The following is a 14,756-nucleotide window of genomic DNA, read 5'->3' on the forward strand; positions in this document are numbered from 1 at the left end:
GATGGCTCGCCATGGACTTCACGCTTCCCGAGAGCGCCCAAGCCGTCCAGGCCGGGATCGCGGCCATCTGCGCGCGATACGACATGGACTACTGGCAGCGGTGCGAAGCCGAGAAGCGCTGGCCTGAGGAGGTCTGGGCCGAGCTGGCCAAAGGCGGCTGGCTCGGCCTGGCCGTACCCGAGGAATACGGGGGTGGCGGTCAGGGGCTGCTCGAACTGGCCGTGGCCACGGAGACGCTGTCCGCGTCCGGATCCGCCGGGGGTTCGGCCTTCACCTACGTGCTCACGCCCGGCTTCGGGGCGATGACGCTGGCCCGGCACGGCAGCCCCGCCCAGCGCGCCGCGCTGCTGCCCAAGCTGGCCACCGGTGAGATCGAGACCTGTTTCGCGCTCACCGAACCCGACGCGGGCTCCAACGCGCTGGCGATCTCCACCTTCGCCCGCGCGGACGGCTCCGAGTATGTGATCAACGGCCAGAAGATCTGGATCACCGGCGTGCAGCGGGCCACCTGGATGCTGCTGGTCACCCGCACCATCCCCGCCGCCGAGGCGAAACCCCGCACCAGCGGCCTGACCGTCTTCCTGGTCAACGTCCCCGACGCCGTGGCCGCCGGCCAGCTGACCTACCGCCCGATCCCCAAGATGGGCGCCAACACCACCCCGTCCAACATGGTCTTCCTCGACGACCTGCGCGTCCCCGCCGACGCGGTCATCGGCGAGGTGCACGGCGGCGCCGTCGTCCTGTGGGACATCCTCAACCCCGAGCGGGTGCTCCTGGCCGCCTCCGCCCTCGGCGGCGCCGAGGTCGCCCTCCGGGTCGGCGTCGCGTACGCCAAGGAGCGCGAGGTCTTCGGCCGCCCGATCGGCTCCAACCAGGCGATCGCGTTCCCGCTGGCCCGGGTGAAGGCCAAGATCGAACTCGCCCGCCTGATGCTGTACAAGGCCGCCTGGCTGTTCGACCGGGGCCAGCCGTGCGGCACCGAGGCCAACATCGCCAAACTCTCGGCCTCGCAGGCCGCGTGGGAGGCGGCGGACGCGGCCTTCCAGACGCACGGGGGGATGGCGTACTCGCTGGAGTACCCGGTCGCCCGCCTGCTGAACGAGGCCCGCATCGGCAAAGTCGCCCCCGTCACGGAAGAACTCCTCCTGAACTACCTCGCCACCCAGGTCCTGGGCCTCCCCCGCAGCTTCTAGGCTCCGCGGGAGGGGAACGCGGAGCCCCTGTGGCTCAGGAGGCGGTGGTGCCGAGGAAGTACTGGTTGTGGCCACCGTTCCAGTACCACGTGTCGATAGCCGCGCCCTGGGCGCCGCTACCGCCCGAAACCTCCATGAACAGGCCGCTGCCGACGTTCTGGACGAGTACCCCAGGCCGGTGCTCGGGGTCAGCGAGGTGTCCCACTGCTGCAGCGCGGTGCCCTTGCAAACCCACTGGTAGAGCTGGGCGCGTGCCGCACTTCGGGAAGCCGACCTATTCGCGCTGTTCGCCGTACCTCAGATCTGTACGGAACCCACTCAGGGTGCGAGTGTGGCGAGCATGCGCGCGGTTGTCGTGAGTCCGGTCTTCGTCGGGCGGCAGGAGGAACTGGTCAGCCTGGCGGCGGAGGTGACCCGGGCGGAGAAGGGGCTATCCGGGTTCGTCCTGGTCGGCGGGGAGGCGGGCGTCGGCAAGTCGCGCCTGATCCAGGAGGCCGCGCGGGTGGCGGAGGCCGCCGGGGTCCGGGTCCTCACCGGCCGCTGCGTGGAGCTCGGCCCGGAGGGCCTGCCGCTGGCGCCGCTGGCCGAGGCGCTGCGCGCGCTGACCCGATCGGCGTCGCCCGGGCAGCTGGACGCGTGGCTGGGCCCGGCGCGAGGCCCGCTCTCCCACCTGCTGCCCAGCCTGGAACCCCTGGCCGAACCGTCCGGCGAGGGGTTCCAGGCCGCGCAACTGCCCGAGCTGGTGCTGGGGATGATCGAACGGCTGAGCGGCGACCGGCCGCTGATGCTCATCCTGGAAGATCTGCACTGGGCCGACCAGTCGACCCTAGGACTGCTCTCCTACCTGGTCAGGACGTTGCGGGACGCGCCCGTGCTGCTGGTCGGGACCTACCGGTCCGACGAGATCCACCGCAGGCACGCGCTCCGGCCGCTGCTCGGCGGGTGGGAGCGGATGCGCGAGGTGCGCCGCCTGGAACTGTCCCGGTTCGAGCGGGACGAGGTCGCCATCCAGGTGGCGGCCATCCTCGGGCGCGCGCCCGACGCCGAGACCGTGGACCTGGTTCTGGACCGTTCTGAGGGGAACGCGTTCCTGGTCGAGGAGATGGTCGGCGTCGTCGACGAGGGCGACGCCGCGGGGCTCTCGCCCACCCTTCGCGACCTGCTGCTGGTGCGGGTCGAGGCGCGTTCCGCGCAGGCTCAGCGGTTGTTGCGGGCCGCGTCCGTGGCCGGGCGGCAGGTGCCGGAACGGCTGCTCGCCGCGGTCGCGGACCTGGAGCCGGCCGCGCTGTTCGAGGCGCTGCGCGAACTCGTCGAGAACCATCTGCTGCTGGTGGACGAGGGCGGCCAGGGGTACGCGTTCCGCCACGCCCTCGCCCGGGACGCGGTCTACCACGACATGCTCCCCGGCGAGCGGGCGCAATGGCATGTGGCGTACGCGCGAGCGCTGTCGGCCGGCCCCGAGCTGACCGACTCCTCAAGTGTGAGCGCGCAGCTGGCTCATCACTGGTTGGCCGCCCTCGACCTGCCCGCCGCCCTGCCGGCGCTGCTCGCCGCCGCGCGGGCCTCCTCCGCGTACGCACCCGCCGAGGAATCGCAGCATCTGGAACGGGCGCTGGAGATCTGGCCCCGGGTGCCGGACGCCGCCGTCCTGACCGGCACCGACCTGGTAGAGGTGCTCGCGACGGCGGGCGAGGCGGCCTGGCGGACCGGATCGGTGGAGCGCTCGCGGGCGCTGTTCGAGCTGGCGCTGGCGGAACTCGGCGAATCCGGTCCCGCCGCCAGGCGGGCGCTCCTGATGGAACGCCTGGCCACGACGCTGGTCGACCTCGGGCGGTGGGAGGAGAGCATGGAGGCGCTGCGGTCCGCGCTGGATCTGCTGCCGCCCGAGCCGCTGGAGTACGCCCACGCGGTGTTGCTGACCTCGCTCTCCCGTAACCAGCTGCGCGGCGGCTGGATCGAGAACGTGCAGGCCACCGCCGAACGCGCGGTCTCCGTGGCGGCCGCGGTGCGGGCGCACGCCGAACACGCGGACGCGCTGGTCACCCTGGGCAGCCTGCGGGCGTCGGTCGGCGACGCGGAGGCGGGCATGCGGACCCTGAGCGAAGGGCTGGCCCTGGCCGAGCGGATCGGCGCCGTGGAGACGATGATGCGGGCCAGGAACAACTCCAGCGACCTGCTGGCGATGCTCGGCCGCCACCAGGAGGCGATCGACACCGCCACCGTGGGGCTGGAGCTGGCCCGGCGGACCGGCGCCAGCCGCACGTATGGCGCCTATCTGGCCGGGAACATCCACGAATCCATGGTCCGGCTCGGGCGCTGGCGGGAGGCGGAACAGGCGGCGGAACAGGCGTTGCGCGGAGAGCCTGAAGGGGCGTTCGCGGCGACCCTGCTCGACCAGCTCGCCCTGATCGCCGTGCTGACCGGGCGGCACGAGGAGGCCGCCCGGCTGGCCGAGCACGCCAAGCGCCTGATGATCGACTCCAGTGACCCCCAGTTCCTGCAGCCGCTGGCCTTCAGCCTGGCCGAGGCCCGCAGGCTCGTCGGCGACCTGGACGGCGCCATCGCGATCATCGAGGACGCGCTCACCCATGACTCCACCCTCTGGCTGGCCCGCTGCTCCTGGCCGCTGGTCTGGCTGGGCACCAGGATCGCGGCCGACCGCACGCTCCTGGCCCGCGACCGGCGTGTGGCCGACCGCTCGCCCGAGGTCGTCGCGTCGCTGGCGAGGATCGCGGGCGCGCTGCCCACGCTCACTCCCGCCAGCACCGGGTACGCGCTGACCACGGCGGCGGAGCGGACCCGGCTCGACGGGGCCACGCGCGAGTGGTCCGACGCCGTCGCCGCGTGGCGGGTGGCCGGGGAGCCCTATCCGCTGGCGTACTGCCTGTTCCGGGTGGCCGAGGATCGGTGTGCCGCCAGTGATCGCCGGGCCGCGACGGAGGCGGCGGCCGAGGCCGCGGAGCTGGCCGCGGGCCTGGGCGCGGATCCGTTGGCGAAGGAGATCGACGCGCTGGCCCGGCGAGCCCGTCTCGTGCTCACCCGGACCGTGCCGGCGGAGCCTCCCGTCCCCGCCCACGACCCGCTCGGCCAGTTCGGCCTCACCGAACGGGAACGCGAGGTGCTCGCGCTGCTGGCCGCGGGCCGATCCAATTCCCAGATCGCCACGGCGCTGTTCATCAGCCCGAAGACGGCGAGCGTCCATGTCTCCAACATTCTCGCCAAGCTCGCGTAACCGGCAGAATCGAGGCGGCGGCCCTGGTCCACCGCCTGACCGGTCCCACGTCTGAGTAGGCGGGACCCGTATATATAGGGATCGCGCCCTAGGGCTTGGCCGCCATGCTCGATGAGCGGGTCCGCAGGTCGAGGGCGATGTCGACCAGCATGTCCTCCTGGCCGCCGACGAGGCCGCGGCGGCCCGCTTCCAGGAGCAGGCTCCGTACGTCGATCTCATAGCGGGCGGCGGCGGTCTCCGCGTGCCGCAGGAAGCTGGAGTAGACCCCGGCGTAGCCCAGGGTGAGCGTTTCGCGGTCGACGCGGACGGGACGGTCCTGCAGGGGCCGGACCAGGTCGTCGGCGGCGTCCTGGAGGGCGAACAGGTCGCACCCGTGCGACCAGCCGTCCAGGGTCGCGGCGGCGGCGAACGCTTCGAGGGGGCAGTTGCCCGCTCCGGCGCCGTGCCCGGCCAGCGAGGCGTCCACGCGGGTGGCGCCGGTCTCGACGGCGGCCAGCGAGTTGGCCACCGACAGCGACAGGTTGTCGTGCGCGTGGATGCCGACCTCGGTGCCGGGATCGAGGACGTCACGGTAGGCGCGGACCCGTTCCCGGACGCCGCGTGGGGTCAGGTGGCCGCCCGAGTCGGTCACGTAGACGCAGTGCGCGCCGTAGGACTCCATCAGCGCGGCCTGCGCCGCCAGCGCGGCGGGTGCGGCCAGGTGGCTCATCATCAGGAATCCGGCCACGTCCATGCCCAGTTCCCGGGCGGTGGCGATGTGCTGCGCGGCGATGTCCGCCTCGGTGCAGTGGGTCGCGACGCGTACCGAGCGGACGCCCAGGGCGTGGGCGCGCTTGAGGTCGGCGACCGTGCCGATGCCGGGCAGCAGCAGCGTGGTGAGCCGGGCGGTGGTGATGCTCGCCGCGACCGCCTCGATCCACTCGGCGTCGGTGTGGCTGCCCGGTCCGTAGGTCAGGCTCGAACCGGCGAGCCCGTCGCCGTGGGCGACCTCGATCCCGTCGACCCCGGCCGCGTCGAGCGCGGCGGCGATCCTGGCGGCCTGGTCGGGGCGCAGGCGGTGGCGGGTGGCGTGCATGCCGTCGCGCAACGTCACGTCCTGGATGAACAGGGTCATGCGGTCTCCAAGGCGAGCCGTTCGCCGACGCGGAGCGCGGCGGAGGTCATGATGTCGAGGTTGCCGGCGTAGGCGGGCAGGTAGTGTCCGGCGCCCTCGACCTCGAGCAGGACGCTCACCTGGTGCGTGCCGCCGAAGGCGCGCGTCTCGGTGATCTGCACGGGCTGCTTCAGCCGGTAGCCGGGCACGTATTCGGCGACCTCGGCGACCGCGCGCTCGACGGCCTTCGTGATCCGCTGATCCGGGGCGTCGACCAGGCAGAGCACCGTGTCCCGCATGATCAGCGGCGGTTCCGCCGGATTGAGGATGATCACCGCCTTGCCGCGCCGCGCGCCGCCGACCGACTCGATCGCCCGCGCGGTGGTCTCGGTGAACTCGTCGATGTTCGCGCGGGTGCCCGGTCCGGCCGACCGTGACGCGATGGAGGCGACGATCTCCGCGTACAGCACGGGCGTCACCGCGGCGATGGCCGCGACGATCGGGATGGTGGCCTGCCCGCCGCAGGTGACCAGGTTCACCTCGGGCGCGCCGAGATGCCGGTCGAGGTTGACCGCCGGCACGACGAACGGCCCGTCCGCGGCCGGGGTCAGGTCGACCATCCGGATCGGGTACGGCGCGAGCGCCCGCGCGTTCGCCCGATGCGCGGTCGCGGAGGTCGCGTCGAACACGATCCGGATGTCGTCGAAGCCGGGCAGCGCGATCAGGCCCTCGACCCCGTCGGCCGTGGTCGCGACACCGAGGCGGGCGGCGCGGGCCAGCCCGTCGGAGGCCGGGTCGATGCCTGCCATGGCCGCCATCCGCAGATTCTCGCCCAGCCGGAGGATCTTCATCATGAGATCGGTGCCGATGTTGCCGGACCCGATCACCGCCGCGCCCACCTTCACGATGCGCTCCCGGTGAAGGCGGCGCTGACCGTTCCGATGCCGTCGATCTCGGCGTGGAAGCTGTCACCCGGGAGCACCGGCGCCATCGGGCCGAGCGCGCCGGACAGCACGATGTCACCCGCGCGCAGCGGCCGGCCGCGATCGCGGGCGGACCTGGCCAGCCAGGCGACCGCGTTGACCGGATCGCCGAGGCACGCCGCCCCGGATCCGGTCGACACGACCTCCGCGCCCCGTCGCATCGTCATCGCGCATCCGGCCAGGTCGAGCCCGTCCAGGCGGCGGCGTGAGCCCAGCGTGAACAGTCCCGAGGAGGCGTTGTCCGCAACGGTGTCGACGATGTCGATGTCCCAGCCGGCGATCCGGCTGTCCACGATCTCCAGCGCCGCGACGACCCAGCCGGTCGCGGCGGCGACGTCGGCGGGCCCGATGCCGGGGCCGGTCAGGTCGCGCGCGAGCACGAACGCGATCTCGGCCTCGATCTTCGGCTGGAGGGTCCTGCCGATGTCGATGGGAGAACCCGGCGGGCACTCCATCGTGTCGAGCAGCACCCCGGAGTCGGGCTGGTCGACCCCTAGCTGGGCCTGGACGACGGGGTTGGTGAGCCCCACCTTGCGGCCCACGACCACGGCTCCCGCCGCGACCTCGGTGGCCACCCACGCGGACTGCACGGCGTACGCCGCGTCGAGGTCCGGCACCAGGGACCGCACCGGAGCGCAGGGGTGACCACTGGCCCGGGCCGCCAGCAGCCGGTCGAGCGCCATCTCAGCTCACCTCGAACGTGGTGCCGATGCCCATGCCGGTGATCCATTCCGGCACCGGTTCGTAGCTGGTCCACACCAGCGGGCGGCCCACCGCGGCCAGCCCGATCAGCCAGGTCCGGATCTCGTGCCCGCCGCTGCCCGCCCGCTGCTCCAGGCCCTCGTCGCCGAGGTCGGTCACCGGCGCGAGGTCGGCCGTGCCGAGCTGCTTGAGGAACCACCGGTCCCATTCGGCGTTGACCGGCGCGTCCGGGTTGCCGGCCATGGCCAGGACGCGCGGCTCGCGGGCCGCGGCGAACGCGCGCGTGTCCTTGCGGCCGCGGATCACCGCCTCGCGGCGGTCCGCGGCGAGGCGAGGGTCACGCGGGTCGTTGGACGGCAGCCAGTGCGACAGGCCGCCGCTGGCCACGAGCAGCACCCGCCCGGCGTACCCGGAACCGCGGATCGCCGCGCCGAGCGAGCGTCCCAGCTGGACGCAGCGCGGCATGCCGGGCAGCGGCGGCGCGGCGGTGTTCACGACCAGCGGGACCATGGGGAGGTCGGCCGTCCCGCGGACCATGTCGTAGCTCTGCGCGATGCCGTGGTCGACGGTCAGCGCGTACGACAGGGTGAGGTCGAAGCCGTCGTCGGCGAGGGCGTCGCGGATCGACCACGCCAGCGCCGAGGCGACCGGCAGCGGGCCCGCTTTGCTGCCGAAGTCGCCGAACCCGTCGGCCTGCTCGACGCCGAGGATGAACGGGGGCATGGCGTCGTAGAAGTTGGCGTGGAAGTGGTCGGGGCCGATGACCACGAGCGCGTCGGGCGCGAGCGCGGCCACGGCCGCGGCCACGCGCCGGGCGTCGGCGAGGAAGCGTCCGCCCGGCTGTCCCGGGTCGGCGGGCGGCAGCAGGGTCGCGAACGGGGAGTGCGACATCCCCACCATGCCGATGATCTCGCTCATGCCTGGTCCAGCAGGAACTCGTGGTGAACGCGCAGGTACTCCCCCGGCTTCTCCCACTGCGGCCAGTGCCCCGCGTCGGCGATCACGTGCAGCCGGGCGTCGGGCAGCCAGTCCAGCAGCGTCGCCGCCTCGTCGAGGCCGCCGGTCGGGTCGTGGTCGGTCCACAGCAGCAGCGTCGGCGCGGTGATCTTGCCCACCCAGGAGGGATCCCAGGCGAAGTCCTTCCGCACCTCGGGGTCCTGCAGCACGAGCGTGTTGGTGATGGCCCGCACGAAGCCCGGACGGCTGTAGACCGCGCGGCGGAGGCCGACCAGCTCGTCGGTGACCATCTCCTTGTGGTGGAACAGGAACTCGACGCGCCTGCGCACGTTCGCGTCGCTCGGGTCGGTCACCGCGGCCATGGTGCTCTCCCGCAGCCGGACCATCACCTCCGGCTTGTTGGCGATGTTGCCGGGAGTGTTGAGCACCATCCGCTGGACCCGGCCGGGATGGTGCGCCGCGGTCCAGGCGGCCACCCAGCCGCCGAGCGACTCGCCGGACAGGTGCGCGGACTCGACGCCCAGCGCGTCCATCAGGCCGAGCAGATGGTCGGACAGCACATCGATCGTGTACGGCCGGTCCGGCAGATCCGACCACCCGTGCCCCACCATGTCGTACGCGGTGACCCGGAAGGCGGTGGCCAGCCCGGCGATGTCTCGCGCGTACGCCTCCAGGTGCCCGCCGGTGCCGTGCAGCAGGATCAGGTCCGGGCCCGCTCCCGCGCGCAGCACCCGGGTGCGCACGCCGCCGACAACGACGTGGCGCAGCTCGTGATCGACGTCGGACAGCTCGCCCCAGACGCTGATGTGGTCAGTCATGGCAGGTCCTCCTGGCCTCGTCGACGGTGCACAGTCCCGCGCTCTGCCGCCGTCCGACGCCCAGCAGGTTCAGCAGGCGGGAGTTCTCGATGGTCAGGAACTCGACGGGCTCCTCGGCGGAGTCGTTGTAATGGCGGTGCCACGTCCAGGGCGGGGTGTAGATGAAATCCCCGGTCGCCCAGCCGGCGGTCTCGTCCTCGACCTCGCTGTGCCCGCGGCCGGAGATGACGAAATGCACCGTCTCGTGGTGATGCCGTTGCATGTCGGAGCTCAGCCCGGGCGGGATCGTCTGCCGGAAGATCTCGAACGTCGCGGTCGGCAGCTTGCCGGCGATCGACAGCGTCGTCGGGTTGTGCACCTGATCGGCCGGCAACGTCTCCAGCTCGGCCGCGTGGACGACCACGGGACGTGCCGGGCCGGGCCGTACCACATCACTGATCGAGCCGAGGAACTCGGCCATCTCGAATTCCGCCATCAGATCGTTTCCGTCCTTCCACCGTCGACCGTCAGCACGGTCCCGTTGAGGTAACTCGCGTCCGCCGACACCAGGAACTCGACGGCCGCGGCGATCTCGTCCGGCCGTCCCGGCCGCCCGGCCGGAATGCCGCTCACATCCTCCGCGTCGAGCTCCGCCGCCGAGAGTCCGGTACGGCCTGCCCGCCCGGCCAGGATCCCCCGGCGGCGCTGGGTGTCGGTGGCGCCGGGGGCCACGCAGTTGACCGTGACGCCGTCCGCCGCGTGCTCGCGGGCGAGCAGGTGGGCGGCGGCCGTGACCGCGGATCTCAGCACCACCGAGACGGCGAGATCGGGCTGCGGCTGGCGTACGGCGGCCGAGGTCACGAAGACCACCCGGCCGAAGCCGCGCCCGGCCATGGCGGGCAGCGCGCGCCGCGCAAGACCCAGCGGGCCGAGCAGCAGCAGCTCGGTCGCCGCCCGCCAGGCGTCGTCGCCGACGTCGAGGATCCGGCCGGGCGGGGGACCCCCGGCGTTCAGGATGAGGATGTCCAGGTCGCCGACGGCGGCATCGCCGCGAGAGATGTCGTTGACCAGCGTCGCGACCGTGACGCCGGTGCTCTCCTTGAGCCGCAGCGCGGCGGCGTCGAGGGTGTCGCCGTGGCGGCCGGTGATCACGACGCGGTGCCCGGAGCGGGCCAGCCGCTCGGCGATCGCGTAGCCGATGCCGGTGGCTCCGCCGCCGACGAGTGCGGTACGAATGACAGCCTCCCAAGGGATCGAGACGAGGTTTAGCCTGACTCGTATGCACACCAGGAACCAACGATGAGTCCCGCTGAGCGGGACGAATCGGCGATGGGCGGGCTCGACCGGGCGGCCGCCATCCTCGGCGCGTTCGACGTGACCCACCGCGAGCTCACCCTCGCCGCCCTGGTCGCGCGCAGCGGCCTGCCGCGTTCGACCACGCATCGCACCGCCGGCCGGATGCTCCAGCTCGGCTGGCTGGACAAGCCCAGGAGCCGCTACCGGATCGGCAACCGGCTCTTCGAGATCGCCAGCCTCGCCCCGATCCGGATGGAACTTCGCGAGGCCGTGCTGCCGTTCCTGCAGGACCTGCACCACGCCACCAAGATCACGGCGCAGCTAGGCGTGCTGGAGGGCGGCCAGATCCTGGTCGTGGAGAAGATCACCGGCCATCGGGCGATGCCGATGTTGTCGCAGGTCGGCGGAATCATCCCGGCGTACTGCTCGGCGCTGGGCCGGGCCATCCTCGCCTACTCAGAGCCTTCGGTCATCGAGGCGGTCCTCGGCGCCCCGCTCGCCGCTCGCACGCCCCGCACGCTGACCAGCCCGGTCGCCATCATGCGGGAGCTGACCGCCGTCCCGGAGCGCGGCTGGGCGATCGACCGCGAGGAGGGGGTCATCGGCGTCAGCTGCGTCGCCGCACCGATCTTCGGACCGCTGGGCGACGTGGTCGCGGCGCTGTCCGTCACCGGGCCCAGCCAGCTCGTCCGGGCCGACCGGATCGGGCCCGCCGTGCGGATGGCCGCCTCGGCCGCCTCCCGGACCTACTCCACCCGACGCTGAGTCCCAGTCAGTGGGACATCTAATTGCGGATCACACCAAGCCCCCGCACGCTGTGACATCAGACACACGGCGAAGGAGGCCACGGTGACACTCGGTGGTGGATACATGCTGCCGTCCCGCGACGGACACAAGATCGCGGCGATCGGCCTGGGCATCACGATGAAGACCGACGGCAAGTCGACCCACGACGCGTACTCGCTGTTCGAGTACGCCGTCCCGCCGGAGACCGACGGCCCGCCGCCCCACCTGCACACCCGCGAGGACGAGTCGTTCATCTGCCTGGCCGGGCGGCTCGACGTCCACCTGGGTGGCGAGGACTTCACTCTGGAGCACGGCGATTACCTGTACCTGCCGCGCAAGGTGGTGCACACGTTCCGCAATCCGTACAAGGAGGAGTCCCGGGTCATCTCGGTGGTCTCACCGGCCGGTCTCGAGGGCTACTACCAGGCGCTCGCGGACATGCCGCCCGGCCCGAAGGACATCACCCTGATCAAGAAGATCATGGCGGAGTTCGGGCTGGAGATGCGGCTGCCATGAGAGTCGCGATCATCGGAGCCGGGGTGGCCGGCCTCAGCACGGCCAAAGTGCTCACGCAGGCCGGGCACGACGTGGTGGTGTTCGAGCAGGCCCCGGACGTGGGCGGCGTGTGGAGCCGCACCCGGCGCTACCCGGGCCTGACCACCCAGAGCCCCAAGGCGCAGTACTCGCTGTCGGACTTCCCCATGCCCAAGGACTACCCGCAGTGGCCCACTGGCGAGCAGGTCCAGGCCTACCTCGCCGCCTACGCCGAGCGGTTCGGGCTCCTCCCCTTCCTGCGGCTGGACACCCAGGTGACCGCGGCCGAACCGGGCGACGGCGGGTGGACGGTCACCACGCGCGACGCGACCGAGACCTTCGACCGGCTCGTCGCCGCCAACGGCGTGTTCTGCGAACCCGCCATCCCGAGCTACCCCGGCCTGGCCGAGTTCACCGCGGCCGGCGGGCGGCTGTGCGCGGGCACCGAGGTGCACGACGCCGAGCAGGCCCGCGGCAAGCATGTCCTGGTCGTCGGGTACGGCAAGTCGGCGTGCGACATCACGGTGCCGATCAGCCAGGTCGCCGCGAGCACCGACGTGATCGCCCGCCATCTGCTGTGGAAGGTGCCCCGCAAGATCGGCGGCGTCCTCAATTTCAAGCTGCTGCTGCTCACCCGGATGGGCGAGGCGCTGTTCCGGTACCTGCGCCTGCGCGGCGTCGAGAAGTTCCTGCACGGCCCTGGCAACGGCATGCGCACCCGGATGATCAACTCCATCGGTACGGTGTCGGTGCGCCAGTTCCGCCTGGACAAACACGGCCTGATCCCCCCGGGTCAGATGGAGGACATCGTCAAGGGCGCCATCGGCCTGGCCACCGAGGGCTTCTTCGAAGGCGTCGCCGACGGCACCATCGCCGTGCGCCACGACCGCACCATCGCCAGGCTCTACGCGAACGACGGCAGTCCGTACGCCGAACTCGACGACGGCACGACGCTCCCTGCCGACCTCGTCATCTGCGCCACCGGCTTCACCCAGGGCGTCCCGTTCCTCCCCGGCGACGTCCAGGAACGGCTGCTCGACGAGCGCGGCAACTTCATGCTCTACCGCCAGATCCGCCCCATCGACGTGCCGGGCCTTTACTTCAACGGCTACAACTCCTCATTCTTCAGCCCGCTCAACGCCGAGATGGCCGCCTTATGGATCGCCGCCGACCTCGCGGGCGCGGTGCCGCTTCCTGACCCGGCGTCGATGCGGCAGGCGGTCGTCGATCAACTCGCGTTCATGGACATCGCCACCAACACCCATCACTGCCGCGGCACGAAGATCATCCCATTCTCCATGCACAACGTGGACGAGGTCCTCGGCGACCTCGACCTCAACATCAGCGCCCCGGTCCGCGCCTCCCACTGGCTCAACCCGATCAACCCAGCCGCCTACCGCCGCGTCACCCCCACCCTCCTCAAACGCCTCTCCTCACCGGCTACCGCTCCCGGAGCAACGCTCCCGCCACCAGCCGCCCACCTTGCCGGGCGGAAGTCCGCTGACGCCTGACCGGAGTTCCCTGGGGCTTGGGTGGGTTCATCTGGTCCATGGGCTACCGGCCAGGAGGCCGCCGTCGGCGAAAATGCTGACTCCGGAGATGAAGGAGCCTGCCTGGGAGGCGAGCAGCAGGCAGGCGCCGATCAGTTCGGAGGGCGCTCCCGGCCGGCCCATGGGGCATCGGTCGAGGATCCAGTTCGCCCGGTCTTCGTCGTCCCAGAGAGGGCGGGACAGGGAGGTCATCAGAAAGCCAGGAGCCAGGCAATTGACCCTGATGTTGTATTTCGCCCACTCTACGCACATTGTCTTGGTCACCTGTGCCAAGGCTGCTTTGTGCGCACCGTAGATCGAGACGTGTTCGAGTCCCACCTCGGAATTGATCGAGGTGATATTGATGATGGAGCCTCCTCCGCTGCCTCTCATGGTCAGCATCGCCTCGCGGGCGAGGAAGTAGGCGGCTCGCAGGTTGACGCTGCCGATCCGCTCCCAAAGGTCGGTGTTCACCTCGGAGATGGGACGGCGCTCGTTGATCGCCGCGGCATTGACCACCACGTCGAGGCGGCCGAAATGTTCTACCGCTTGGGCCACGATCTGCTGAGGCGCGGTGGTCTCACGGAGGTCCGCGGGGACGACCGTGTGATCGACATCATTGTCCGACAGCAGGCGGGAAATCCCCTCGCACCGTTCCTTGGTGAGGTCACTCAGCACGATGCGAGCACCGGCCGCCGCCAGCCCGGCGGCAAGCCATCCGCCCACGCCACCACCGGAACCGGTTACCAGGGCGACCTTTCCCGTCAACGAGAAAATCTTCTCAGGACGCAACGCGTCCATATCCCATTGAACATCAGAGTCCACGGTGCCCCATTCGCTCACGGAAACTCTCGGGATAGACATAAAATGCGTCCTAACTCCAGAGTTTGATACTTTCCCGGCTCGCGCCCACTCCCAAGAACCCGGATACGCTAACGCGCCGCCCTGCGATCGTCTTGTTCACGGCGTGTAGACGTGTAGATCTCACGATGACCAGGTCACCGGTTCCGGGCTGAATGACCACATCGGGTGGCGGTAATCTCTCCCGATCGAATCCATACGTTCCATCCTGTGCCGTGAATCCCGCTCCGACCAGGTCCCCAAGCTTCTTGTCCCAGACCAGCAGTTCGCCACCGTGACGCGGGCCCTCGGTGTAGATATTCACCCCGAACTGTTCGCTGAACTGAAATGTCGAGGCGAACGCGGGAGTCGCTTCCTGAATGATGTCGAAATGCGGGAGAGCTTCCATGTCGGATTCCCAGCTTCGCATCATTCCGAACACGAGCGGGCGGCCGCCGAAACGGAGCAGAGTCGCGCCGTGCGGGGCGACCTCGTCCAGGTCGGCGCGGAACATGTCGGCCGGGCTGGCGAAAGGCAGGAACGCGAGACGCATCGCACGCAGGACCTCGGTCGCCTGATCAAGGTACCCCTCTTCCGCGTGAACGTCCCGGGAAATCGCCTCCGTGAACGCTCTCACCTGGCTTCGATAAATTCGCTGAAAGGAGTTCTCCAGCAGCAGCGGGACGACGTGGCCACGCGCCCGGTCACAGACTTCGGGAGGAAGATATCCTTGGACGTGCGCCGCCAACGCGCTCGGATCTTCGGCGAGGGATGTGTAGGCGGTTTCCAGGGAGTCGGCCCTGATCAGCATCAC

15 protein-coding genes are annotated in these 14,756 nt (G+C 70.9%); 5 read left to right on the plus strand and 10 right to left on the minus strand.

Going from position 1 to position 14,756, the window contains the following annotated elements; genetic code table 11:
• The first annotated feature begins 11 nt into the window (after positions 1-11).
• On the plus strand, positions 12-1,193 hold the full coding sequence (locus Amac_RS29800; RefSeq protein ID WP_155357737.1) for an acyl-CoA dehydrogenase family protein: 1,182 nt from the start codon (positions 12-14) through the stop codon (positions 1,191-1,193).
• 34 nt (positions 1,194-1,227) lie between these two features.
• On the opposite strand, the gene Amac_RS29805 is transcribed toward Amac_RS29800, so the two are convergent.
• Complete coding sequence (locus Amac_RS29805; protein ID WP_155357738.1) at positions 1,228-1,398, minus strand: RICIN domain-containing protein; 171 nt, start codon at positions 1,396-1,398, stop codon at positions 1,228-1,230.
• 135 nt (positions 1,399-1,533) lie between these two features.
• Here Amac_RS29805 and Amac_RS57450 point away from each other — a divergent pair, with 135 nt between their 5' ends.
• Complete coding sequence (locus tag Amac_RS57450) at positions 1,534-4,425, plus strand: helix-turn-helix transcriptional regulator (protein ID WP_155357739.1); 2,892 nt, start codon at positions 1,534-1,536, stop codon at positions 4,423-4,425.
• Between the two features lie 88 nt (positions 4,426-4,513).
• Here Amac_RS57450 and dmpG read toward each other — a convergent pair whose 3' ends face one another.
• From dmpG to Amac_RS29845, 7 genes are read right to left on the minus strand one after another with little or no spacing between them, the layout of a single operon-like run.
• Entirely contained in the window at positions 4,514-5,539 is a 1,026-nt protein-coding gene (dmpG, locus tag Amac_RS29815) for a 4-hydroxy-2-oxovalerate aldolase (protein WP_155357740.1), read from the minus strand.
• A complete protein-coding gene (locus Amac_RS29820) occupies positions 5,536-6,423 on the minus strand; it encodes an acetaldehyde dehydrogenase (acetylating) (protein WP_218041369.1) in 888 nt (295 codons plus the stop codon). Before Amac_RS29820 ends, dmpG begins: the two co-directional genes overlap by 4 nt.
• Complete coding sequence (locus Amac_RS29825) at positions 6,420-7,184, minus strand: 2-keto-4-pentenoate hydratase (RefSeq protein ID WP_155357742.1); 765 nt, start codon at positions 7,182-7,184, stop codon at positions 6,420-6,422. The genes Amac_RS29820 and Amac_RS29825 overlap by 4 nt, the downstream gene beginning before the upstream one ends.
• 1 nt (position 7,185) lies before the next feature.
• Positions 7,186-8,121 (minus strand): DODA-type extradiol aromatic ring-opening family dioxygenase, encoded by a 936-nt coding sequence (locus Amac_RS29830; RefSeq protein WP_155357743.1) that lies wholly within the window; start codon positions 8,119-8,121, stop codon positions 7,186-7,188.
• On the minus strand, positions 8,118-8,978 hold the full coding sequence (locus tag Amac_RS29835; RefSeq protein ID WP_155357744.1) for an alpha/beta fold hydrolase: 861 nt from the start codon (positions 8,976-8,978) through the stop codon (positions 8,118-8,120). Before Amac_RS29835 ends, Amac_RS29830 begins: the two co-directional genes overlap by 4 nt.
• Positions 8,971-9,453, minus strand: a complete 483-nt coding sequence (locus Amac_RS29840) for a cupin domain-containing protein (protein WP_155357745.1) — start codon at positions 9,451-9,453, stop codon at positions 8,971-8,973. The genes Amac_RS29835 and Amac_RS29840 overlap by 8 nt, the downstream gene beginning before the upstream one ends.
• A complete protein-coding gene (locus tag Amac_RS29845) occupies positions 9,453-10,244 on the minus strand; it encodes an SDR family oxidoreductase (protein WP_218041370.1) in 792 nt (263 codons plus the stop codon). The genes Amac_RS29840 and Amac_RS29845 overlap by 1 nt, the downstream gene beginning before the upstream one ends.
• 12 nt (positions 10,245-10,256) lie before the next feature.
• On the opposite strand from Amac_RS29845, the gene Amac_RS29850 reads away from it, so the two are divergent.
• From Amac_RS29850 to Amac_RS29860, 3 genes are all read left to right on the plus strand, one after another.
• Complete coding sequence (locus tag Amac_RS29850) at positions 10,257-11,018, plus strand: IclR family transcriptional regulator (RefSeq protein ID WP_155357746.1); 762 nt, start codon at positions 10,257-10,259, stop codon at positions 11,016-11,018.
• 84 nt (positions 11,019-11,102) lie between these two features.
• A complete protein-coding gene (locus tag Amac_RS29855; RefSeq protein ID WP_218041371.1) occupies positions 11,103-11,555 on the plus strand; it encodes a cupin domain-containing protein in 453 nt (150 codons plus the stop codon).
• Positions 11,552-13,084 carry a flavin-containing monooxygenase gene (locus tag Amac_RS29860; protein ID WP_155357747.1) on the plus strand — a complete coding sequence of 511 codons (1,533 nt, stop codon included), beginning with the start codon at positions 11,552-11,554 and terminating at the stop codon, positions 13,082-13,084. The genes Amac_RS29855 and Amac_RS29860 overlap by 4 nt, the downstream gene beginning before the upstream one ends.
• Before the next feature lie 27 nt (positions 13,085-13,111).
• Here the strand turns inward: Amac_RS29860 and Amac_RS29865 are convergent, their stop codons facing one another.
• Both Amac_RS29865 and Amac_RS29870 read right to left on the minus strand, forming a co-directional pair.
• On the minus strand, positions 13,112-13,945 hold the full coding sequence (locus Amac_RS29865) for an SDR family NAD(P)-dependent oxidoreductase (RefSeq protein ID WP_170322728.1): 834 nt from the start codon (positions 13,943-13,945) through the stop codon (positions 13,112-13,114).
• 31 nt (positions 13,946-13,976) lie between these two features.
• Positions 13,977-14,753, minus strand: coding sequence for a 2OG-Fe(II) oxygenase family protein (locus Amac_RS29870; RefSeq protein ID WP_155357749.1), 777 nt, complete (start codon positions 14,751-14,753; stop codon positions 13,977-13,979).
• Between the last annotated feature and the right edge of the window lie 3 nt (positions 14,754-14,756).

The organism is Acrocarpospora macrocephala, assembly GCF_009687865.1.
GTDB lineage: Bacteria > Actinomycetota > Actinomycetes > Streptosporangiales > Streptosporangiaceae > Acrocarpospora > Acrocarpospora macrocephala.